This is a genomic window from Flavonifractor sp. An4, from assembly GCF_002161755.1.
Classification (GTDB): domain Bacteria; phylum Bacillota; class Clostridia; order Oscillospirales; family Oscillospiraceae; genus Flavonifractor; species Flavonifractor avicola.
Genome location: NZ_NFIL01000021.1, coordinates 23,620 through 44,153 on the forward strand (window position 1 = coordinate 23,620; position 20,534 = coordinate 44,153).

Genomic DNA, 20,534 nt, shown 5'->3' on the forward strand with positions numbered 1-20,534 from the left:
TTTGCTATGAAAAAGCATAGCAAAATTGGCCATGTGCCGCTTTCAGCGGCACGGCCATAAAATCAAAGCGCATGGGCCGGGACGGTCCATATGCTCATAAACTTCATGCGCCACAAGCCTTTGCCCGTTTTCGTGGTGCGCTCTTGGCGTATGAAGTTTCATGCCAGGAGGTTTTATTATGTATGACGTTCTCATTATTGGCTGCGGCATTACCGGCGCGGCGGCCGCCTTCCAGTTCTCCCGCTATCGTCTGAACGTAGCTGTTCTGGAGCGGGAAAATGACGTAGCCGACAGCACCACCAAGGCAAACTCCGCCATTCTCCATGCCGGATATGACCCCGAGCCTGGCACGCTTATGGCCAAACTCAACGTACGGGGTGCCGCCCTGGCAAAAGAACTGTGTGCCAAGCTGGACGTACCCTACCGGCAGTGCGGCTCCTTCGTGCTGGCCTTCTCCCCGGAGGAGGAGGCCACCCTCCGCACCCTCCAGCAGCGTGGCCAGGACAACGGCGTGCCCGGCTTGGAAGTGCTCACCGGCGACCAGGCCAGGGCCATGGACCCCAACCTGTCCTCCCAGGTAACCGCCGCGCTCTGGGCCCCTACCGCCGCCATCTGTTCCCCCTGGGAATACTGCCTGGCTCTGGCAGAGACCGCCGTACGCAACGGCGCCGACCTCCGGCTGGACACCGCCGTCACCGGTCTGGAACGGCTGGAGGACGGCTGGCTGGTCCACACCAACCAGGGTGATTTCCGCAGTCGGTATGTGATCAACGCCGCTGGTGTATCCGCCCAGACCATCCATGAGATGGCGGCTCCCGCCAGCTTTACCATCCATCCCTCCCGGGGTCAGTATTTCCTGCTGGACAAGAGCGAGGGGGACCGGGTGGGCCATGTGATCTTCCAGTGCCCCGGTCCCAGCGGTAAGGGCGTGCTGGTGGCCCCCACCGTCCACGGCAACCTGATCGTGGGCCCCAATGCCGACCCAGTCCCCGATGACGACGTGGGCACCACTTCCGACGGGCTGTCCTATGTGCGGAATACCGCCCTCAAGTCCGTGCCCTCGGTCAACTTCCGGGAGTCTATCCGCAACTTTGCCGGCGTGCGAGCCTCCACCGACCGTGGAGATTTTATCATCGAACTGGCTGCCCCCGGCTTTCTGGATCTGGCAGGCATCTGCTCCCCCGGTCTCACCGCCGCCCCAGCCATTGCGGAATATGCCGCCCAGCTGCTGGAGCGGGACGGGCTGGTGCTGGAAGAAAAGCAGACCTACTGCTGTCAGCGCCGCCGGGTCCGCTTCCACGACCTGTCCCCGGCGGAAAAGGCGCGGCTGGTGGAGCAGGACCCGGCCTACGGCCGTGTCATCTGCCGGTGTGAGACCATTACCGAAGGGGAGATTCTGGACGCCCTCCGCAGTCCCATCCCGCCCCGCTCGGTGGACGGGGTAAAGCGCCGGGTGGGCGCAGGCATGGGCCGGTGCCAGGGCGGCTTCTGCGGGCCCCGGGTGGTGGAGATCCTGGCCCGGGAGCAGCAGGTCAGTCCCGGCACCATTGTACAGGATAAAGCGGGCAGCTGGCTGCTGGCAAGCCAGACGAAGGGAGGCAATGACCATGTATGATCTGATCGTAATCGGCGGCGGCCCGGCTGGGCTGGCAGCCGCCTGTGCCGCCTGGGAGAAGGGCCTGAAGCATATCCTCATTGTGGAGCGGGACAAGGAACTGGGCGGCATCCTGAACCAGTGCATCCACAACGGCTTTGGCTTGCATTATTTTAAAGAGGAACTCACCGGACCGGAATACGCCGGACGGTTTATCAAGATGCTGGAGGACACCGGCGTGGAGGTGCGGCTGGACACCATGGTGCTCACCGTCACAGAGAACCGGCAGGTCCATATGGTGGGCAAGGATACCGGCTATCGCATTGAAGAGGCCAAGGCCATCATCCTGGCCATGGGCTGCCGGGAGCGTACCCGGGGAGCCATCGCCATCCCCGGTCAGCGGCCTGCCGGCGTCTTTACCGCCGGAGCGGCCCAGCGATACGTCAACATGGAGGGCTGGCTGCCGGGACGACGGGTGGTCATCTTGGGCAGCGGCGACATCGGCCTCATCATGGCCCGCCGCATGACTCTGGAGGGTGCCAAAGTGCTGGCCTGTGTGGAGGTTATGCCCTACTCCGGCGGCCTGAACCGGAACATCGTCCAGTGTCTCCATGACTACGACATCCCCCTCTACCTCTCCCACACCGTCACCGACATCCGCGGCCGGGACCGGGTGGAGCAGGTGGTGGTTTCCAAGGTGGATGAACGCCGCCAACCCATCCCCGGCACCGAGATGGTATTCGACTGCGATACCCTGCTGCTGTCGGTGGGCCTGATCCCGGAAAATGAGCTGACCCGCCAGGCGGGCATCGCCATCGATCCCCGCACCAATGGGGCGGTGGTCTATGAGAATATGGAGACCTCCCTCCCCGGCGTGTTTGCCTGCGGCAACGTGGCCCACGTCCATGATCTGGTGGACTTTGTTACCGCCGAGAGCCAGCGAGCAGGCGCGGCTGCGGCAGACTACGTCCTGGGCTCAGCCCCCTCCGATCCCGCCGCGCTGGAGGTACACACCGGTGACGGCGTGACCTACACCGTACCCCAGCACATCCGGCCCAACCGGGTGGCAAAAAATTGTGACCTTTTCTTCCGGGTCAACCGAATCTGTGGGGACAGTCAGATCCTTGTCAAGTCGGGGGATACTCTCATTGCCCGATTCCCCCGGGAGCATCTGGCCCCCGGTGAGATGGAGCACATCGTTCTGCCTAAGGTCCTGCTGGAGCGGGCCTCGGAAGCCATTACCGTATCCATTCAGGAGGTGGAGTCCAAATGAAAGAACTGATCTGCATTGTCTGCCCCAAGGGCTGCCACCTGAAGGTCGACGAGGAACAGGATTACCGGGTAACCGGAAATGGCTGTCCACGGGGCGAAGAATATGGTAAAATGGAGCTGACTCATCCCACACGGGTGGTCACCTCCACCGTCCGCTGCACCGGCGGCGCCCATCCCCGCTGCCCGGTCAAGACAGACGCGCCCATCCCCAAGGCGCTGATCATGCAGGCGGTCCGTTGTCTGGACGGGGTGGAGCTGACCGCACCGATTCATACCGGCGACATCGTGGTGCCCAACGTCTGCGGCACCGGCGTTTCCTTTGTAGCCACACGCGATCTGTGACCGCAGCGCTGCGGAATATCGGGAGGCATTGTTATGGAAAAGTATATCCTGTCCCTGGATCAGGGTACCACCAGTTCCCGGGCCATTCTCTTTGACGGGGAGCAGAACATCATCGGCATCAGCCAGAAGGAATTTACCCAGATCTATCCCCAGGAGGGCTGGGTGGAGCACGACGCCATGGAGATCTGGTCCTCCCAGTACGCGGTGATGATGGAGGTCATCGCCCAGTCCGGCGTAGACCCCGCCCACATCGCCGCCATCGGCATCACCAACCAGCGTGAGACCACCATTTTGTGGGACAAGGTCACCGGCCGCCCCATCTGCAACGCCATCGTGTGGCAGTGCCGCCGCACCGCCGGCATTGTGGATCAGCTGATGGCTGACGGGCTGGGGGACCACATCCGCAAAACCACCGGCCTGATCCCCGATGCCTACTTCTCCGCCACCAAGATCAAATGGATGCTGGATCATGTGGAGGGAGCCCGGGAGAAGGCCCGCCGGGGCGAGATTCTCTTCGGTACGGTGGACACCTGGCTGCTGTGGAAGCTCACCGGCGGGGCAGCCCACGTCACCGACGTGACCAACGCCTCCCGCACCATGCTCTACGATATCCATAAGCTGTGCTGGGACGACACCCTGCTCCACGCCCTGGATATTCCCAAGGCCATGCTGCCCGAAGTGCGCTCCTCCAGCGAGATCTACGGCTATACCGAAATCCAGGGCGTCAAGGTGCCCATCGCCGGTATTGCTGGCGACCAGCAGGCCGCTCTGTTCGGTCAGACCTGCTTTGAGCCCGGCGACGCCAAAAACACCTACGGCACCGGCTGTTTCCTGCTGATGAACACCGGCTCGGTCCCCTGTGAGAGCCGCAACGGCCTTATCACCACCATTGCCGTGGGCCGGGACGGCGGCGTCCAATACGCTCTGGAGGGCTCCGTCTTTGTGGGCGGAGCGGTGATCCAGTGGCTGCGGGACGAGATGCGTTTCTTCACCGAGAGCCGAGATGCGGAGTATTACGCCCAGAAGGTCGCCGACAACGGCGGGGTGTACCTGGTGCCCGCCTTCACCGGCCTGGGCGCCCCCTACTGGGATATGTACGCCCGGGGCACTCTGGTGGGCTTGACCCGCGGCACCCGCCGGGAGCACATCATCCGGGCCGCCCAGGAATCCATTGCCTACCAGGTAGCCGACCTGGTTCACGCCATGGAGTCAGACACCGGCGTACCTCTCACCCAGCTGAAGGCCGATGGCGGCGCCAGCCGAGACCAGTTCCTGATGCAGTTCCAAGCCGATATCATTGATCGTGAGGTGCGCCGTCCCGCTATCCGGGAGACCACCGCCCTGGGCGCGGCCTACCTGGCCGGTCTGGCTGCCCATGTGTGGCAGGACACCGACGAGATTCGCCACCTGTGGATGTGCGATACCGCCTTTGAACCCCGTATGACCGCCCCGGAGCGGGAGCGGCTGCTGGCCGGCTGGCACAAGGCAGTGGGCCGCAGCCGGGACTGGAGCCGCTGAAACCTCCTATTTTAAAAAGAAAAACGTCCGGCCATGCTGTAAATTTACAGCATGGCCGGACATTTTTTATATTTAGGCTTGAGACAACTGACGGCTCCTCAGCAATGCCTGCACCGGTGCTCCGATCAGGCGGCCAAACAGCCTTGCAATGGTCCCCACCAGCAGGGCAGAAATGAAGGTACCCTCCCGAACTCCGGTCAGGGTATGGAACAGCAGCAGCCCCAGCACCGCCGCCGTGGCCGCCATAGTCACATCCACCACCACCTTGGTCTTTCCAAAGTTGGTGTTCCAGCGAGTGGAGATGGCCTTTACTGTACACTCGCCCGGCAGCATGACCACATTGGCCACCACCTCAATGAACACACCAAAACCCAGCACCAGGCAGCCCAGCAGCAGCGAGCAGACTTTAGCGGGATAGGTCTGGGGGTCCACAAACCAGAACAGCGCCATGGACAGGTCGATGAATACAGAAAAGATAGGGATCACCGGCAGCTGAAGCAAAAACTGCTTGGGAAAACGCTTCCCCAGGATAATCAGCTGAATGGCAATCAACAGCAGGCTGAAAAACAGGGTAAACATCCCCAGTGACGGGGGAAACCGAATGCTCAGCACATAGGGGACGCTGGTAATGGGCGACGTACCCAGGTTGGCTCTGGTGGTCAGGGCGACCCCCAGAGAATTGACGAACAGTCCGAATAAAAACAACACATATCTCCGGACCAGCTCTGCTTTGCTCACTGCAAACCCTCCATATCGGTCATATTCGCGCACACCTTGTAGAGGCAGTCCAGCAGTTGAGCCCGCTGTTCCTCGCTCAGTCCAGCCTGTACTACCTCCGACTGCCGCTCCATGGTCTGGCGCACCTCTCTCTGTTTGGCCCATCCCTGCTCTGTCAGATAGACGTGGAGGGACCGCCGGTTGCCATCCTCATTGCAGCGCCGGATCAGGCCCTTTTCCTCCATGCGGTTGAGCAGCCCGGTCAGCGTGGCCGGGTCGATCTGGCATCCGGCCGCAATCGCTTTCTGTACGCTGCCGTCGTGGCGGCCCAGGTAGTCCAGCACTTTGGGCTGGCCGGCCGTCAGGCCAGACCCGTTCAGTTCCGCCATCACGCTGCGCTGAAACAGCGATTGCGTCGCCATCAACAGATAGTGGAAGCTGCGGTCCATATGGCTCCTCCCCCAAACAGTTTTGTTCCAAACAATTTGTATGCAAATATTTTAGCGCGATTTCCTTTTGCTGTCAACCATGCACCTTGGACAAAAGGAGCGCTCACGTTGAGACATTTTTGTGTGCTCTGCCTGCAAAAAAACGCTTACGAAAGCCTTTTAAAAATGCTAAAATGAACCTATAATAGGCAGTCGCAGTGAAGGAAAGTAACGAGACGGGCGTTTCGTTGCTTTCCTTTTTTGTTGCTGTCCAAACTGTTTGGAGAGGAGACCCCAAATGCCTAAAACAAAACTGCAAAATGTGATCTTTACCATTATCATGGCCGTTATCATGGTATACGGTATGATCGTCTACAACGTAGCTCTCAATACCGGCGGCGTTACCAATCAGACCTTCCTGCTGGCCCTTCATGAGCTGCCCATCATGGCGCCCATCGCCTTCCTGCTGGAGTTCTTTGTGGTAGAAAAGCTGGCCACCAGACTGGCCTTTTCCTTCATGCGGCCCACCGACCGCCCCCAGTTCATTACCTACGCCATCTCCACCATGATCGTGTGCATCATGTGCCCCACCATGAGCCTGATTGCCACCCTGCTGTTCAAAGAGTCCAGCTTCGGCACCTGGGTCCACACCTTCGGCTGCAATATGCCCATGGCACTGATTTGGCAGCTGCTCTACTGCGGTCCTCTGGTCCGGTTGATCTTCCGCACCCTGTTCCGCCGTCAGCTGGCCAAGGCCTGACCCTTTATCCACACTAAATGCCCTGTGGGCGCCGTTCTCACGGCGCCCACAGGGCATTTTTATCCGGTATTCAATTCTCCAGGTTGTCCCCCGCCTGATCCACCCTAGACTCCAATGCTGCAATCATCTTGGTGAGCCAGGCGGGAATGGGGGCCCCCAGAGCGCCGGCGTTCTCGATAATGCTGCCGGCCTCGGTGAGGATGTACCAGATGACCACCAGAGGGCAGAGCAGCACCGTGTAGGTGAATGGCAGCTCCACTCCGGGCACGTTGCCCAGTAGATGGCCAATAACTGTATCGAGAATGGCCGCCACGATGACGGCTACCACGCTGCCCAGCTTGTGCCAAATGCCGTCCCGGGCGGTCTTGCTGGACCACTCCCCCGCCCGCAGGGCGGCAGCGGAGCCGGTGGCGTAGTCGATGAGCATACAGCCCACCCAGGCCACCACTACCCACCCAAACCAGCCCCACAGGGCGGTGAGGGCTGCACAGAGGGCGGCCACCGCCGCTTTGAAGGAATTGATGTGCTCCATGTCAGGCTCCTTTCCCGGGCAGCAGCCCCAGCCGGTCCAGCACCACGGCGGCCTCCTGCCGGGTGAGCTGGTCCCTGGGCCGGGTGCCGTCGAAGATCCCAGCGGCAGCCGCCTTGCTCCATGCCTCCCTGGCCCAGCCGTCGGGCTGGTTGGGCTGTCCGCTCTCCTCCTCCGGCTCCTTGACCTCCAGCCCCAGATAGTCGCAGATCCCGGCGCAGGTGGCCCGGGCCAGCTTGTCCCGGTAGGCGGCGTCCTTCAGCAGGGCCAGGTCCTGGTCGTTGGTGTGGAACCCGTACTCCAGCAGCACTGCCGGGGCGGTGGTGGAGGCCAGCACCGTGTACATCTCGTGGGCCAGCCCGCTCCCCCACAGCACCACACCGGCGGCCCGGATACGGCTGATGATGGCGGCGGCCAAACGGTTCCGGGCCGCCGTCTCCGGGGGCGCGGAGGTGAAGGCCACAAACCCCCGGGCAGAACTCCCGGCGGCGTTGGAGTGGAGGGAGACGAACAGGTCCGCCCCCGCCCGGTTGCTCACCGAGGCCCGGGCGCTGAGGCCGGGATAGTCGCTCTTCTGATCTCTGGTGCCCACCACGGTGATCCCCTTGCCCTCCAGCAGAGGCCGCAGGCGGGTGTACAGATCCCAGGTAAACTCACATTCCTTGTAGCTCCCATCCAGAGAGCCGTTGGCGCACCCAGGCCCGTGGCCCGGGTCCAGGCATACAACAGGCTTGCTCACAGGCTTGTCCTCCTTGTCCGGCGGGGTATCCGCCGGTTCTTTCTTCACATATACGATGATGTAATTATGGCATTTCCGGCCATCCCCCTTGATGGTCTGGCCGTCAAACCAGCACTGAGCGGACCCGCCGCCGTCCCCCATGACGAAGGAGGTGCAGCCGTCAGCGGCCATGTCGTCCCGCAGGGCCTCCGGGGTGCGGGCGTCCGCTGTCCCGTCCTGGGAAGCGTACAGCCGCAGATAGCCGGGTTTGGTTCCAATACCAGCCCTGCCACGCTTGCCGCCCTGTCCCACCTTATCATAGCTGGGCTTTTCCACAGGGCCGTTGGGTCCGATGAGGCAGGTGGTGGACCAGAAGTTGTCCTTGGCATCCCGGTCCAGTGTCAGCATAATATCGGGGCCGCTGTCCCAGGCATAGCCGTAGGAGCTCCACGGCTTGGGAGAGATCCATTCCCCATCCGCCTTCAGCAGCGGGCAGGCGGAACCATCCCGGTTCCACATACCGCCAGTGACCACATACGCCTTACAGTCCCTGCGCTTTTTCTGGGCCTGAGCGGAAACCTGAGCAATGGAATAGCGGAATTTGTTGAGAAACAACTCTACAGAGGCGACGGAAGTCAGCGGTATATCAATTATCTTTTTCATGGCGTTTCCTCTTGCATTTTGTACGCAGCCTCTCCGACTGCACCAGGAAGCTTCTTACCAGGAAGAGAAAATACAGTGTCACGGAGAGCCCCCGGCTCCACTACAGCCGTACCATCCTCAAGTGGCATTTGGGTATCAGGCGGTAATTTAACACAGAACCCTTCTGCCTCATCCGGCGGGCACTCCTGGTATGCGCCGTTGTCCCCGAGGAAGATGTGGACGATAGTGGGAGATACGCCGATCTCCCGGCCGTCCTGCATCACGCGATAGCTCATAACTTCACCCCCAATTTACGGCATATGGTATAAAGGTCAAGGATAGATGCCCGGAAAAAGGCATCCGAGAAGAGGATCGTCTCCGGGTCGTCCTGGACAAAGCGGCGAAAAAACGCGTCGGTGCGGATGACGGACTTTTGCAGCTCAGACAGCTTTGGGCCGAAAGCGATGTGCCTGGTGATGTCCCCCCGCTCCAGCCCCCGCCCGTCTCCATCTGGCGCAAAATGCTCTTTGGCCGCCTGGCTGGCCGCCAGGCAGACCGGACGGCCGTGCTGGAAAAGGACGCCCCGGATCTCCTCCAGCCGCTCTCCCCTCTTGATGGTCGCAGGCCCGCCAAGGGCCGAGCGGTCGAATGTCTTATGTGCGATCCAGTTCATACCCGGCACCTCACACGCAGAAAGCCGGTGAGATCCCAAGGCAATAATTGGCATTGACGTATATGCCTACGCCTGAGCCAAAGCCCATAAACTGAGTAGAGCTACTCGGATTGGGAGATCGCAAAAGAAATTTTGCATCTACTGACGTATCATTAGATTTGTTTCTCCCTTGCTCGTTTCCATTTTTATAATATTGGTATTGCGCTGTTTTTTGCGCTTCGTAGGTGTTCATCGAACCAGTTCCTCTGAGCTCATGGACGTTCAGCAAAAAATAAGTATCGACCGTTGACGTGACGTTTGACTCCACACTACCGCTGCCTCCGCCAGCATTATCAGTATATTTTGTTACAGTTTTAAGTGCTGCAACAAGATCGGATGGACTTGCGGACAGCAAGCTTTTATCTTCCCCGTTTAGAGTGCCAGTACGCATAGTACATGATTCCCATCCCCCAGAATTAGTATTGATCATATTCATCCTGGTTAGAGTCGATTGGCTCGAATCATTTACATACAGATTATACGCACCATTGCTAAATGCAATATGTGTACCGTCAGACAGTTGCGTAAAGCCGAACTCAAAGTGTATCCGTTTATCGCCTTCTAACTCTTTGTTATGATTAAACCCTATGATATAGGCATAATATGTGCCCGCAGACACTTGATACGAGGTCCACGGACCGCCCCATGCGCCTAATGTAACTGCCTTCCGATCCCCCACGCTCCAGAGGAGGTCGGCGATCCCCTCATCACTGGCCCACCGGATAAAGTCCCACGGGCAGCTGTCGAGCACGCTGGGGGTGGCCGGGATGGTGCCGTCGTATCCGAGCATGCGAATGTATGCCGGGAAGGCATCTGCTTTGATCTGCTCAGTGACGGGAGTGTTATCGCGGATCGCATCGGCGATATCGTCAAACAGGGAGGTCAATGTGGTATGTACATTTGCCATTGTGGTCCCCCCTTAATAGCTTGCCGCCATGGCGTCACCGATTGCGGACTGGATGGCCGCAGGAACACCGATATCATTGAGGATCTCCGCCGCTGTCCTGTGGTACACCCATCCATCCTGATCCTGGACGCAGATCTTAGTCGCCGCGCCGCTCAGATGGTTGTCCGCTGTCCCATGGAGCCATGTGCCCGTGAGGTATTGGCCAGTCAGATTCCCGGTCAGCGTTCCTCCGGAGAGCGGAAGAAACGGCGCATTTTTCAGCGTGACAAGCGCGGCGTAAAACTCTGCTTCCGTCCCGGTGTATCCCGCCTCAGCAGCGGATTGATAAGCGGATTTTCCGGGCGATCCGTCGGCGCCTGCCGGCCCCTGCGGGCCTGTCGGCCCCTGTACGCCCTGGATTCCCTGAGGGCCCTCCGGTCCCTGTTCTCCGGGAACACCTTTTTCGCCCTGCGGGCCTTGTGGGCCGGCCGGGCCGGCGTCACCCTTTTCGCCTTTTTCCCCTTGGGGACCCACAGGACCAGGCTCACCCGGATCTCCCTTGGGGCCCTGTGGGCCAGGCTCACCTTGTCTCCCAGGGTCTCCTTTGTCACCCTTTTCGCCCTTCAACGACGCAAGCTGCTCCGGGGTGAAATCATCATAAGTGAATGGATCTCCCTTTTCGCCTTTCTCGCCAGGTGCTCCTTGCGGGCCAACAGCACCGGCAGGTCCCTGTGGGCCGGTTTCTCCCGTGGGGCCTTGGGGTCCTGCTTCGCCTTGCGGACCCTTTTCTCCTTGAGGGCCGGTCTCTCCGGGGTCACCTTTTTCGCCCTGCTCGCCCTGTGGACCTTGGGGACCGGCAGGGCCGGGGTCACCTTTGTCACCCCTTTCGCCCTTCAACGACGCAAGCTGCTCCGGGGTGAAATCATCATAAGTGAACGGTTCGCCCTTTTCGCCTTTCTCACCAGGCGCTCCTTGCGGGCCAACAGCACCGGCAGGTCCCTGCGGGCCGGTTTCTCCCGTGGGGCCTTGGGGTCCTGCTTCGCCTTGCAGGCCTTTTTCCCCTTGAGGTCCTGCCTCTCCGGGGTCACCTTTTTCGCCTTTCACACCGCGCTCTCCTTGATCTCCCTTGGGTCCCTGAGGACCGGTATCACCTTTCTGCCCCTGCGGGCCAGGCTCGCCTTGGGGACCTGCCGGCCCCTGAGGGCCTTCAGGCAATTCAGGCATCGGCAATTCCGACTTGATGTATTCTTTTGTTTTCAGATCCCAAGTCAGCCAGAATCCCTCATCGCCCGGGATCGGAGGATGGGCGTTAAGTTCCCGGATGACCGCCTCAGCCTGGGAAAACTCTGTGGGCACTTCCGGCCACTGTGCGTCACCGGACAGGCTTTCCGGTACAAATACCCGGATCGCATTGGTGTGCCGGACCTTTTCTCCCTGTGTGGCCCGCAGTTGAAGAACATAGTATCCGGACAATGCCAGTATCTCAGCTGTAAGGATCACAGACAGGCTGTTTTCTCCCTGGCTCAGGCGAACAATATCCAGGTTTTTGCCTGCCTGCACCAGCAGATCCCAAGTCCAGCCCTCCGGGATAATTCCTTCCACTCTCAATTCCCGAGTCAGATTGTCATACTGTCGGGCCAATACCTTTCCTTGGTTTAAAATGCGCCAGTTGTCAAACTTGATCATAGCACTACCTCCCACCTATAGCGGCTCTCATAAAAATGATGTATGTTTTCATACACCCAGGCAGAAAATTATTCTATTGCCGCCTGCTGAGCCGCCACAACATCCAGCAGCGCGTCAATCTCCTCGCCTGAATATTTGGATGTGTAGTACTGAGTGGGCTCCTCTGCTGCTCTCAGTCCCTTCACCGCGGCCTCCAATTCTGAAAGCCGTTCCTCAACTCATTTTACGGCTTTCGCCGGATCTCACGGTCTCCCCCTGGGTGCTCCGCAGCTGGAGCTGGTAGAACCCGGACAGGGTCTGAGTAGCGTTTGCCTGCCCATCGGCATCCACCAACAGCACCCGCAGCCGGCAGCTGGTTGCCAGCACATAGGCCAGATTGACGGCGGTGGTGGTCTTGCCCACCCCGCCCTTTCTATTCACGATTGCAAAAGTCTTCATGCACGAACACTCCTATCTGTTTTCCATCGGGAAGCACTCCCGGATGGTCTCATTGCCCACTTTGGCTTCCGCCATGTAATACCGCCGGGCCGGATGGATGTAGACGATCCGGCCAGTCACCGACCGCAGCTTGCGCATTTTGTTGGCCCGCTCGCCGCTGAGCTCATGCTCAAAGGCCGCCGGGGTCCATGTGATCTTCTCGCCTATCCTCATGCTGATCCTCCTCCAGAGCCTGGACTGCCAGAGTCAGCGCCTGGGCCACCTGCAGGTGATCCGCTGGGAAGCTGCTGGCCCGTGCCAGGGCCTCCCGGCGCAGGATCTCCAGCCGCAGCAGCTGGGCCGCTCTGGCTTTGTCCATGCTGGTCTCCTTTCTCGCGGAATGGATCGTCCGGATCCTCCATGATCTCTGTGAACTGCACCTGCTTGTACTCCGGCTCCCGCCGTTTCCTGGGGGCTGGAGCGTCCACCACCGACTCATACAGCCGCTGATGGGCGCCGTCAAAGGCCAGATAGATCTTGCCGGTCTCGCCCTCCTTGTTCTTGGCGATGTGCAGGATCCGCCGGCTATGTGGGGTGTCCTCCTCCTTGTAGAGCAGCATGGCCACGTCGGCATCCTGCTCGATCTGCCCGGACTCCCGCAAGGAGGCCAGTGTGGGGGCCTTCACCCCGTCCCCGCCCTTCTCTGGCCGGGACAGCTGGGACAGGGCCACCACTGTGATGCCGGTGCTCTGGGACAGCTGATGCAGCCCGATGCTGATCCCAGCCACCTCTTCGGCCCGGCTGCGCCGCTTATCCCCCTGGATGAGCTGTAAGTAGTCGATGAAAATGGCGTCATACCCCCGGCTGAGGGCGGAGGAGCGGATCTCGTCAACTGTCATGCCGCTGGCAGGCACCCATTCCAAGGCGGGCTGGATGAGCCGCTTGGAGGCCATCGCCAGGGCCTTGTAATCCTCCTCGGTCAGTTCCGAGCGCTTGATCCTGCCGAAGTCCAGCCTCATGTTGTAGGCGATGAGGCGGTCCTCCAGCTTTGCCTCGCCGGTCTCCAGGGAGTAAAAGCCCACCTTCCGCCCCAGCTTAGCCCAGTGCCAGGCGAACTGGATGGCCAGCAGGGTCTTGCCGGCGGAGGCGTAGCCTCCCAGTACCACCATATCCCCCCGGTCCACAAAGAGCCGGTCATTGAGCTTGTCCAGCCCCCAAGTGAGATACTCCTTCCTGGTCTTGTGCCTGTCGTAAAAGTCCAGCAGCGCCTGCTCCATAGTGACGTAGCGCAGCCCCGGCTTGTCCACCATCAGGGCATTGCCGTCGGCCAGGCACTTGGCTGCATCCTCCAGGCTACCCGCCTGGGCCAGTCGCTCCCCCAGCAGGCAGAGCTGATAGAGCCGGGCCTGCTCCTTGAGTACGGCCACATACTCCCAGATGTTGGACGCCGTCGGGGTCTTGTCCATTAGGTTGATGAGGTACTCCCGCCAAGGCTGCTGCTCCGACGCTCCCAGCAGGGGGAGCAGCAGGATAGGGTCTACCGTCTGCCCCGTCACAAACAACTGGCGGATGGCCTGATAGGTCATGCGGTGCCTGGGGTTGACGAAGTCCCGGTCCTGTACCTGGGCCAGCACCTCCCCCACCAGCTCCGGTGAGATGAGCAGGGAACCCAGTACCGCCTCCTGGGCGGCCTCCATGTCCTGGATCACCATACCGGCACACCGTCCCTCTCAACCACCCGCTGAGGCGACGGCGTCTGCGTCTGAGGCTGGGCCGGTACATCCTCCCACCGGCGCTTGCGCAGCCACCGGCAGGCGTATGGGATACCAATGCCCCGCTGCCACTCCTCGCTGGCCTTCTGCCGGGCCAGCGCCCGGGCCATCCGGTCGATGAGGGCGTCATCCGGCTGGAGCTTGTCCCACTCCTCCACGGCCCCCATCCGGTCCTCCCCTCTTGGGTAGTAGTCCCAGAAGGCCTCAAACCGTTCCGGCTTCCAGGTGGGGATTGACTTGGACCTCCGCTGCCGCTTTTTCCGCTGGGGCCTGTCCCCCTCTGGGGGACTATGGGGGTTTATTAAGTCTTTATTTGATATATCTTTATTTAATTGCGTCGGATTTTCCGACGACGGTTTTTCCAATGTTGGTTCAACCGTCGTCGGTTTTCCCGACAATGGTTCTTCTTCCACCATAGTCGGGTTTTCCGACAATGGCTCAGCCTGGTCCCGGATGTTGTAGATCACGCCGGTGAACTTGCCACCCTCGCCATGGGAGCGGGTGCGGGTCAGATAGCCCGCTTGTTCCATCTCTCCCAGGGCGGAGCGGATGGCATCCCGGCCGCAGCCGGCCACCGTGGCCAGCCCGGCCACGCTGTAGTCCCAGGTCTCCGGCAGGGACAGAATGATGGCAAACAGCCCCTTGGTCTTGAGGGACAGCCCGGTATCCCGCAGGATGCCGTTGGGCAGCACGGTGTACCCAACACTGCGCTGGACACGGATCACATCCGACATGTACCGTCACCTCCATCCTCCTGCAACCGGATCCATCGCAGGTCGTAGCGTTTACACAGCCCCGCCATAGCGACCGTAGAACCGCAGCCGCTCAAATATGTACGTCCCTGACAGATCTCCATACGGCCGACATAGTACCGCTCGCTGCGGGCCTGTGTCTTGGGGATCATGTGCAGGACAATGAGCTCACCGTCATGGGGGCCCAGCTGGCCTCGTCGCCGCAGATCCATCGGTGCCCATCGCTCAGCACTCCACATACCCAGCACCCCCTTGTAAAATCCGGCCATTTGTGGTATGATAATTATGGTTTTCATGCACGAAACCATCGTTTGGCCTCTCTGTCTGCGCCCACAGACAGGGGGGCCTTTCTTTTTGCCTAATCATGAGACGCACCCCGCTCTCTCTGTTCCCGGATGGCGCGTCCATCCCGGATAAATCCCAGGATCATCCGCAGCACATCATCCGGCAGAGTATGGGTCTCAAGGTATGTACTCAGGTCCTCACAGATGGACCCATCCGCCATGATATTGGTTACCTTTACCTTGCTCATATCGACCATTGCGCGCCACCTCCTTTTTCCATTTATGCTGCCGCCTGGTTGTCCTATGAGGACTCCCGGGCGCACCGCAGCTCCAGCGCGGCCTCCACGATCTCCTGCAGGTCCTCCAGGATGGCGTCAAACTCGGGCCGCTCCTGGGCATCAATGACGTTGTCCTCCGCGATCCGCAGCAGTCGCCGGTCGGCATGGGACTCCGCAAAGGCAAAAATCCGGTTGGTCAGCTTGGCGCTGGCCTATTTATCTACCTCCCGCCCTGTGATATACTGATAAAGCGGGAAGGAGGTATATTCATGATTCGGTCTCAGCGTGAATATAAACGTGCAATGCGAAAGATGATTAAACGAGTGCAAAGTGGTGAAATAATCGACTCGTGGAATGAGAGTTTTGAAGATATGGAGATATTGGCCGACTGTATCTTAGCGGGGTATATAAACGGAGAAGTTTTTCACGATGGGGAAGTAATTCGAACAATGGACGGAAAAATTCATCCCACTATTTTTAACTCTCATATTCCCTTAAAAGGATTGGCCTTTCTTCGCCCACAAGTTGACTGGAAATTTATTATTCCAACAATCATTTCTGCCGTTGCCCTTTTATGTTCTTTGTTTGGACCTCTAAGTAGCCCTCAAGATCAACATCCGCGAGAATCGTCAGTTCTACAACAGGTGATGCCTGCCCGCGATAATAAATCGTACAACTGACTGTTTGTTCCATAATCGGGAGGCCGTCCAGTTCAAAGATACCTCTTTGTGTATCGATCTTTAGATGGCGCAGTTTGCCCTCCAACCTACTCACTCCCTTGTAAAATTCGGCCATTTGTGGTATCATAATAGCGGTTTTCATGCACGAAACCATCGTTTGGCCTCTCTGTCTGCGCCCACAGACAGGGGGGCCTTTCTTTCTGCCTACTCATGAGACGCACCCCGCTCTTTCTGCTCCCGGATGGCGCGTCCATCCCGGATAAATCCCAGGATCATCCGCAGCACATCATCCGGCAGAGTATGGGTCTCAAGGTATGTACTCAGATCCTCACAGATAGAGCCATCCGCCATGATATTGGTCACCTTGACCTTGCTCATATCGACCATTGCGCGCCACCTCCTTTTTCCATTTATGCTGCCGCCGGGTTGTCCTATCCCACCCAGTTTGGCATCCAGTTTGGAAGACCTGCGGCGATGACGAACACGGCCAGCAGCCTAACGCCGCCCTTAATGGTCTCCAGGTACCACTGGCGCCGTTCCCGGCGGGTCATGGCCTCCCACTCACGCTTGGTCATACATCGATACCTCCTTTGATGTGTCACTCATCGCAGAAACGCAGCTCCAGATAGCTTTGAGCAAGATCTCCCATTGCCTCAACAATCTCGTTATAGTCTTCCTTCTCCTCATGATCGACTTGATTATCTTCCGTAATCTCCAGCAGCCGCTCTAATGAGTGTTTTTTGATGAACCGGTTAACGCGGTTGGCAAATCGAATCGCTGCCTCCATCCGGGTGCGCGGCTGGATCATCGGGATGATACTGGCCGCCAACTCGTCGTGTAGATTGACGTGCTGAACCGCCAGCCACTGGGTATTGTAAACAGTCACCATCCGGGATACGACATGATTGGGCGGTATCCGTTGGCCGGTCTCGTAGGCCCGCACACTCTCCACGCTGATACACAGCCTCTCAGCTGCCGCTTCCTGGGTGATATCGGCTACAGCTCGTGCGTTTTTATAGATATTCCGGTAGTCTCCCGGCATGGTTATCTCCTCCTGGTTGGGTTAAAATGATTGTACAGATCAGCTGGCGTCCCGCTCCTCCGGACTGTCCCGGCCATAGAGGGCGTCGATGGAACAGTTCAGCAGATCAGCCAGAGCGGGTAGCTTATCCGCATTGGGCATGGCCAGGCCCACTTCCCACTTTCGCACGGCGACCTTAGTTACCCCCAACCGGTCTGCCACCTGGATCCTGGTCAGGCCCATGGCCTCTCTATGTTCTCTGATCCTCATGAAGCCTCACCTCCTTTTAGGCTTGTTCGCCTCTGTTCTATGTGATAAAATGGAACCACAGGTTTCCGGCTGGCAGACTACGCCGAGCCAAGCCCTATACAGGGAAGGTGTAACGACTGGACACGGAGCATCCCACCGGGATGAAGGCACAGTCTGAACTCATAGGTAACTATGAGAGGCGGGCAGAAATGACCCGTCCCTGCTTTACAGCAGAGTAACAATGTGGATGTCCATCAGCGATATTTCTGGTATGTCTAAGGCCCTTTGTGACTACGAAGGCATTGGCTCTGCCCTGCGCGAAGCTAATGGCCTCCTGGATGGTATTACCGGAGCGATCCCCAGCATTTCTTGTACCTATGGTCCCATGCTCTCCAATGATGAGGTGAATTATCGCCCTGCCGCCTGGCAACAGGCGGTCTGTACTCCGTAAATTCGGCGGATACCTGCCTGCCGGTAAACCTGTGGTTTGCTACGGGTTAATCATAACAATGTGGTGATACATCATGATAAGCAACGAGGAGCGACGCTTTCTTTTTTGGCTAAATAAGCAACCAGAACCCATCTCCAAAGGTACAATGGCTAAGCTATCCGCACCGGAGTATTCTTCTTCCCGCATTGACTCACTTTATGAGCGAGACTATCTTCTACGAACTCTGTCCGTAGAAAACAATGAGGTTGCGGGATTATACGCCATAAGCGATAAAGCGCGAGCCGTTTTGCAGGAAGGAAACAGGATCGCCCGTGAAAAGGCCGTCGAATGGATCCGTTACATTATCACAACGGCGATTGCTGTACTTGCTCTGATCCGCACGTTTCTTTAAACAGGTCTGGATGATCCGGGACATAGTAGACACCTGTACATCCCAGATCTGCGATCAGGCATTTTTGTCCTGTCTGCCGCTCCAGCAATTCGCGCAGCTTTTGTTTTACTTCAGCGGGAATGTCGTACGGATATGTTAAAAACAGCATCGCATCTCCCCCCCTTCGTGCTTTCTGGTAAACCTGTGGCTTGCTGCGGATTAATCATAAATTCTCAATTGAGGTGTAGCGTAATATGAAGGCTCGATTTTATCTTCACTTTGAGACAAAACCGACGTACGCCGAACTGGAAAAGCTGTTTCAAAAGTGCGAGGAATATGAACCCGTCCTAGGCACATCTTACTTGATCTCTGTACACTTAGATGATTTTCATGAGCCATTTCGGGACATCGTCCGGGATTGTTTCCCGCATAGCCGTTTTGTGTTAGCAAAGGTCAGCAACTTCTATGAATACACCGAGTGTCCATACATCAAAGTTACGTGGGGGCCGACTCATTGAACAACTCCAGCTCATCCATGAGTTCCATAAATTTCCCCACCAGTTCTTGTGGGATATATGCTTCTCCGCAAATACGGGCACTGTTCCACTGGAGTTCATAACTGACTCGCCCTAGCACGATGGCGGGATAATTTTCCATGTTTTTCTCCCCCCTTCCTGCTTGCCGGACAACCTGTGGTTTGCTACGGGTTAATGGTGATTTTTCAAATTCCTCCCAACGAAAGGAGGTGAGGAAAATGTTTTGCCCGTTTATCAACGGAGAGTGCCGGGAAGATTGTACCTTCCGGCACCTTGCAAGATCCAGTACAGGAGGCATGAAAAGCAATACCTCTCTGTGTGTCTTGGCTATTGCAGCAGATCAGCTGGATCAGTACATCCTGATGCGGACCATGGAAGCTGAGGATCATAACTCGTAATCCAGGCCGGGGACAAACTGCACTGCTGCGGTCCCTTCAATGGTTCTTCCACATCGGAGCAAAATGGCTTTGGCCTGCCGCACAGTGCAGTTTTCCTGCTCCAGCAGTTGGATGATCTTATCATGGATTTCCGTCTGCTTTTCAAAAGTCAGTTCTTCCACCTCCGCTCACCCCCTTCCTGCTTGCCGGTAAACCTGTGGTTTGCTATGGGTTAATCATAAATTTCTTTCAACGAAAGGACATAAAAATGACGAGGTTGTTTTATGAAAAGATGCTGACAGATAGATTTCCCAACTTACAATGGGTACGGGTATGCACTTCCGCCCCTTATACTGTTACGGTATACGCCTGTGATGCCAACCTGGATTTGGATGAAAGCACAATCTCTCAGATACAGCGTTTTTTGTCAGAGATGGGCATGGCCTCATGTATTCACAAGGTTAAGCATTACTTCGAGCTGCAAAACGATGAGGTTTTTCCCATCGGGCAAATTCCTGATCGCGTTAAAAGTGTGGCGCTGAAAGGGGCAGTAAGCTACACTGGGATACAAGCTGCCTTGAATGCTGCATTCCCTCCCATTGACCCGGAACGAATTGAAGTTGATAAAAGCGTCGTTACTTTTCACTTGCGAAAAGAAGAATATTGGACGCCTTACCAGAGAAGGTTTGCGGAATTGATGCTTACTGAGATTTTACCAGTAGGTTCAACCGCAAAAGTGGATACCGGCGTTTCAACGTCCTGAATCAATAGTAGAGACCGTCACCTCTTGCCCAATCGGGATCTGGGATGTGCAGGCATCTAAATACCGCTTACGCACGAGTTTTGGATCACGTCCCTCACAAACCATCAAAGTAATATGTACGCATCCTGGAGATGTCTGGATGACCTTTTTCTCTACGCCCGGGATTTCGATAGACTGAAAGAACATTCTGCTTCCGGCTGCTGAAACCACATATCCCCCCCCTTCCTGCTTGCCGGTAAACCTGTGGTTTGCTACGGGTTAATCTTAATTCCTTAATCAAGGATTGTCAATGTATTTATCCTTGTTTAAGTATTTTCCGCATAGTGCATAATTCTTAATTAAGGAGTGATGCCGCTTGGATGCTCAACTTTTTGTGCAAAACATCAAATACTACTGCAATCTACGGGATGTAAAACCTACGGTTGCGTGTCGAGAAAGCGGCGTGGGCAGTAGTTTTATCAACAACGTGGAACGCGGTCAAACCCCTTCCGTCGCAAAAGTCCAAATGCTGGCTGAGTATCTTGGCGTCACCACTAGCGATCTCTTGGGTGAAAAAATATCGCCCGCTGGCCTACCGGCCAACGGGCGTGAAGAAGAATTTACTCAGTTGTTCAGCCAGCTCACGCCGGATCAGCAGGAGCTTGTTCTTGCTCAGCTAAAAGGGATCGTAGACGCGAAAGATAAGTAAGCTGCTGCTCCTCGGAGAGCTGCCGGAACAGCTCCAGCGCCTCAGTCATGATGTCATTCTGTACCATGAACAGGCCCCCTTTCAAAAAGTAT

At 57.6% G+C, this 20,534-nt stretch carries 29 protein-coding genes and 1 pseudogene; 9 read left to right on the forward strand and 21 right to left on the reverse strand.

Annotated elements, in window-relative coordinates:
• The first annotated feature begins 178 nt into the window (after positions 1–178).
• The 4 genes from B5F94_RS10150 to glpK are packed head-to-tail and all read left to right on the forward strand — an operon-like array spanning position 179 to position 4,726.
• Positions 179–1,615, forward strand: coding sequence for an NAD(P)/FAD-dependent oxidoreductase (locus B5F94_RS10150; protein WP_087329894.1), 1,437 nt, complete (start codon positions 179–181; stop codon positions 1,613–1,615).
• Entirely contained in the window at positions 1,608–2,867 is a 1,260-nt protein-coding gene (locus B5F94_RS10155; protein ID WP_087271056.1) for an NAD(P)/FAD-dependent oxidoreductase, read from the forward strand. The genes B5F94_RS10150 and B5F94_RS10155 overlap by 8 nt, the downstream gene beginning before the upstream one ends.
• Positions 2,864–3,208 (forward strand): DUF1667 domain-containing protein, encoded by a 345-nt coding sequence (locus B5F94_RS10160; protein WP_087271059.1) that lies wholly within the window; start codon positions 2,864–2,866, stop codon positions 3,206–3,208. Before B5F94_RS10155 ends, B5F94_RS10160 begins: the two co-directional genes overlap by 4 nt.
• Positions 3,209–3,241: 33 nt before the next feature.
• Positions 3,242–4,726 carry a glycerol kinase GlpK gene (gene glpK / locus B5F94_RS10165; protein WP_204247481.1) on the forward strand — a complete coding sequence of 495 codons (1,485 nt, stop codon included), beginning with the start codon at positions 3,242–3,244 and terminating at the stop codon, positions 4,724–4,726.
• A gap of 72 nt (positions 4,727–4,798) precedes the next feature.
• Here glpK and B5F94_RS10170 read toward each other — a convergent pair whose 3' ends face one another.
• Positions 4,799–5,464: a YczE/YyaS/YitT family protein gene (locus tag B5F94_RS10170; protein ID WP_242965653.1), complete on the reverse strand. Its 666-nt coding sequence runs from the start codon at positions 5,462–5,464 to the stop codon at positions 4,799–4,801.
• The gene (locus B5F94_RS10175; protein ID WP_087187540.1) at positions 5,461–5,892 is read right to left on the reverse strand and encodes a MarR family winged helix-turn-helix transcriptional regulator; all 432 of its coding nucleotides are present in this window, start codon (positions 5,890–5,892) and stop codon (positions 5,461–5,463) included. Before B5F94_RS10175 ends, B5F94_RS10170 begins: the two co-directional genes overlap by 4 nt.
• Positions 5,893–6,169: 277 nt before the next feature.
• Here B5F94_RS10175 and B5F94_RS10180 point away from each other — a divergent pair, with 277 nt between their 5' ends.
• Positions 6,170–6,631 carry a DUF2798 domain-containing protein gene (locus B5F94_RS10180; protein WP_087329898.1) on the forward strand — a complete coding sequence of 154 codons (462 nt, stop codon included), beginning with the start codon at positions 6,170–6,172 and terminating at the stop codon, positions 6,629–6,631.
• Positions 6,632–6,701: 70 nt separating this feature from the next.
• Here the strand turns inward: B5F94_RS10180 and B5F94_RS10185 are convergent, their stop codons facing one another.
• The 12 genes and pseudogenes from B5F94_RS10185 to B5F94_RS10240 form a co-directional block, all read right to left on the reverse strand.
• Positions 6,702–7,163 (reverse strand): phage holin family protein, encoded by a 462-nt coding sequence (locus tag B5F94_RS10185; protein WP_087329900.1) that lies wholly within the window; start codon positions 7,161–7,163, stop codon positions 6,702–6,704.
• Between the two features lies 1 nt (position 7,164).
• A complete protein-coding gene (locus tag B5F94_RS10190; protein ID WP_087329903.1) occupies positions 7,165–8,541 on the reverse strand; it encodes an N-acetylmuramoyl-L-alanine amidase family protein in 1,377 nt (458 codons plus the stop codon).
• Positions 8,538–8,816, reverse strand: coding sequence for a hypothetical protein (locus tag B5F94_RS10195; protein WP_087329906.1), 279 nt, complete (start codon positions 8,814–8,816; stop codon positions 8,538–8,540). Before B5F94_RS10195 ends, B5F94_RS10190 begins: the two co-directional genes overlap by 4 nt.
• Positions 8,813–9,193, reverse strand: coding sequence for a hypothetical protein (locus tag B5F94_RS10200; RefSeq protein ID WP_087329908.1), 381 nt, complete (start codon positions 9,191–9,193; stop codon positions 8,813–8,815). The genes B5F94_RS10195 and B5F94_RS10200 overlap by 4 nt, the downstream gene beginning before the upstream one ends.
• A gap of 10 nt (positions 9,194–9,203) precedes the next feature.
• Positions 9,204–10,139, reverse strand: coding sequence for a DUF6273 domain-containing protein (locus B5F94_RS10205; RefSeq protein ID WP_087329910.1), 936 nt, complete (start codon positions 10,137–10,139; stop codon positions 9,204–9,206).
• 12 nt (positions 10,140–10,151) lie between these two features.
• Complete coding sequence (locus tag B5F94_RS10210; RefSeq protein ID WP_087329912.1) at positions 10,152–11,804, reverse strand: collagen-like protein; 1,653 nt, start codon at positions 11,802–11,804, stop codon at positions 10,152–10,154.
• Positions 11,805–12,098: 294 nt separating this feature from the next.
• Positions 12,099–12,242 (reverse strand): annotated as a pseudogene (locus B5F94_RS16920) (ParA family protein); the annotation flags it as partial.
• A 12-nt stretch (positions 12,243–12,254) separates the two neighbouring features.
• Complete coding sequence (locus B5F94_RS10220) at positions 12,255–12,455, reverse strand: hypothetical protein (RefSeq protein ID WP_087329916.1); 201 nt, start codon at positions 12,453–12,455, stop codon at positions 12,255–12,257.
• Positions 12,452–13,933, reverse strand: coding sequence for a replicative DNA helicase (locus B5F94_RS10225; RefSeq protein WP_087329918.1), 1,482 nt, complete (start codon positions 13,931–13,933; stop codon positions 12,452–12,454). The genes B5F94_RS10220 and B5F94_RS10225 overlap by 4 nt, the downstream gene beginning before the upstream one ends.
• The gene (locus B5F94_RS10230) at positions 13,927–14,727 is read right to left on the reverse strand and encodes a helix-turn-helix domain-containing protein (RefSeq protein ID WP_087329920.1); all 801 of its coding nucleotides are present in this window, start codon (positions 14,725–14,727) and stop codon (positions 13,927–13,929) included. The genes B5F94_RS10225 and B5F94_RS10230 overlap by 7 nt, the downstream gene beginning before the upstream one ends.
• Positions 14,715–15,041, reverse strand: coding sequence for a hypothetical protein (locus B5F94_RS10235; RefSeq protein WP_143383280.1), 327 nt, complete (start codon positions 15,039–15,041; stop codon positions 14,715–14,717). Before B5F94_RS10235 ends, B5F94_RS10230 begins: the two co-directional genes overlap by 13 nt.
• 62 nt (positions 15,042–15,103) lie before the next feature.
• Positions 15,104–15,286, reverse strand: a complete 183-nt coding sequence (locus tag B5F94_RS10240; RefSeq protein WP_087187499.1) for a BOW99_gp33 family protein — start codon at positions 15,284–15,286, stop codon at positions 15,104–15,106.
• A 290-nt stretch (positions 15,287–15,576) separates the two neighbouring features.
• On the opposite strand from B5F94_RS10240, the gene B5F94_RS16230 reads away from it, so the two are divergent.
• Complete coding sequence (locus tag B5F94_RS16230) at positions 15,577–15,987, forward strand: hypothetical protein (RefSeq protein ID WP_143383281.1); 411 nt, start codon at positions 15,577–15,579, stop codon at positions 15,985–15,987.
• 204 nt (positions 15,988–16,191) lie between these two features.
• On the opposite strand, the gene B5F94_RS10250 is transcribed toward B5F94_RS16230, so the two are convergent.
• From B5F94_RS10250 to B5F94_RS10260, 4 genes are read right to left on the reverse strand one after another with little or no spacing between them, the layout of a single operon-like run.
• Positions 16,192–16,374, reverse strand: a complete 183-nt coding sequence (locus tag B5F94_RS10250; protein WP_087329926.1) for a BOW99_gp33 family protein — start codon at positions 16,372–16,374, stop codon at positions 16,192–16,194.
• A 44-nt stretch (positions 16,375–16,418) separates the two neighbouring features.
• On the reverse strand, positions 16,419–16,562 hold the full coding sequence (locus B5F94_RS16465) for a hypothetical protein (RefSeq protein ID WP_158100276.1): 144 nt from the start codon (positions 16,560–16,562) through the stop codon (positions 16,419–16,421).
• A gap of 23 nt (positions 16,563–16,585) precedes the next feature.
• Positions 16,586–17,029, reverse strand: a complete 444-nt coding sequence (locus tag B5F94_RS10255) for a helix-turn-helix domain-containing protein (protein WP_087329928.1) — start codon at positions 17,027–17,029, stop codon at positions 16,586–16,588.
• A gap of 39 nt (positions 17,030–17,068) precedes the next feature.
• Positions 17,069–17,278 carry a helix-turn-helix domain-containing protein gene (locus B5F94_RS10260; protein WP_087329930.1) on the reverse strand — a complete coding sequence of 70 codons (210 nt, stop codon included), beginning with the start codon at positions 17,276–17,278 and terminating at the stop codon, positions 17,069–17,071.
• A gap of 220 nt (positions 17,279–17,498) precedes the next feature.
• Here B5F94_RS10260 and B5F94_RS16235 point away from each other — a divergent pair, with 220 nt between their 5' ends.
• Complete coding sequence (locus B5F94_RS16235) at positions 17,499–17,708, forward strand: hypothetical protein (RefSeq protein WP_143383282.1); 210 nt, start codon at positions 17,499–17,501, stop codon at positions 17,706–17,708.
• A 344-nt stretch (positions 17,709–18,052) separates the two neighbouring features.
• Here B5F94_RS16235 and B5F94_RS16240 read toward each other — a convergent pair whose 3' ends face one another.
• From B5F94_RS16240 to B5F94_RS16475, 3 genes are all read right to left on the reverse strand, one after another.
• On the reverse strand, positions 18,053–18,247 hold the full coding sequence (locus B5F94_RS16240; RefSeq protein WP_143383283.1) for a hypothetical protein: 195 nt from the start codon (positions 18,245–18,247) through the stop codon (positions 18,053–18,055).
• A 326-nt stretch (positions 18,248–18,573) separates the two neighbouring features.
• Positions 18,574–18,735, reverse strand: a complete 162-nt coding sequence (locus B5F94_RS16470) for a hypothetical protein (RefSeq protein WP_158099542.1) — start codon at positions 18,733–18,735, stop codon at positions 18,574–18,576.
• Positions 18,736–18,999: 264 nt separating this feature from the next.
• The gene (locus B5F94_RS16475; RefSeq protein ID WP_158099543.1) at positions 19,000–19,173 is read right to left on the reverse strand and encodes a hypothetical protein; all 174 of its coding nucleotides are present in this window, start codon (positions 19,171–19,173) and stop codon (positions 19,000–19,002) included.
• Between the two features lie 86 nt (positions 19,174–19,259).
• Here B5F94_RS16475 and B5F94_RS10270 point away from each other — a divergent pair, with 86 nt between their 5' ends.
• Together B5F94_RS10270 and B5F94_RS10275 are read left to right on the forward strand one after the other, a co-directional pair.
• The gene (locus B5F94_RS10270; protein WP_087329934.1) at positions 19,260–19,754 is read left to right on the forward strand and encodes a hypothetical protein; all 495 of its coding nucleotides are present in this window, start codon (positions 19,260–19,262) and stop codon (positions 19,752–19,754) included.
• A gap of 355 nt (positions 19,755–20,109) precedes the next feature.
• A complete protein-coding gene (locus tag B5F94_RS10275; protein WP_087329936.1) occupies positions 20,110–20,442 on the forward strand; it encodes a helix-turn-helix domain-containing protein in 333 nt (110 codons plus the stop codon).
• The last annotated feature ends 92 nt before the right edge of the window (positions 20,443–20,534 follow it).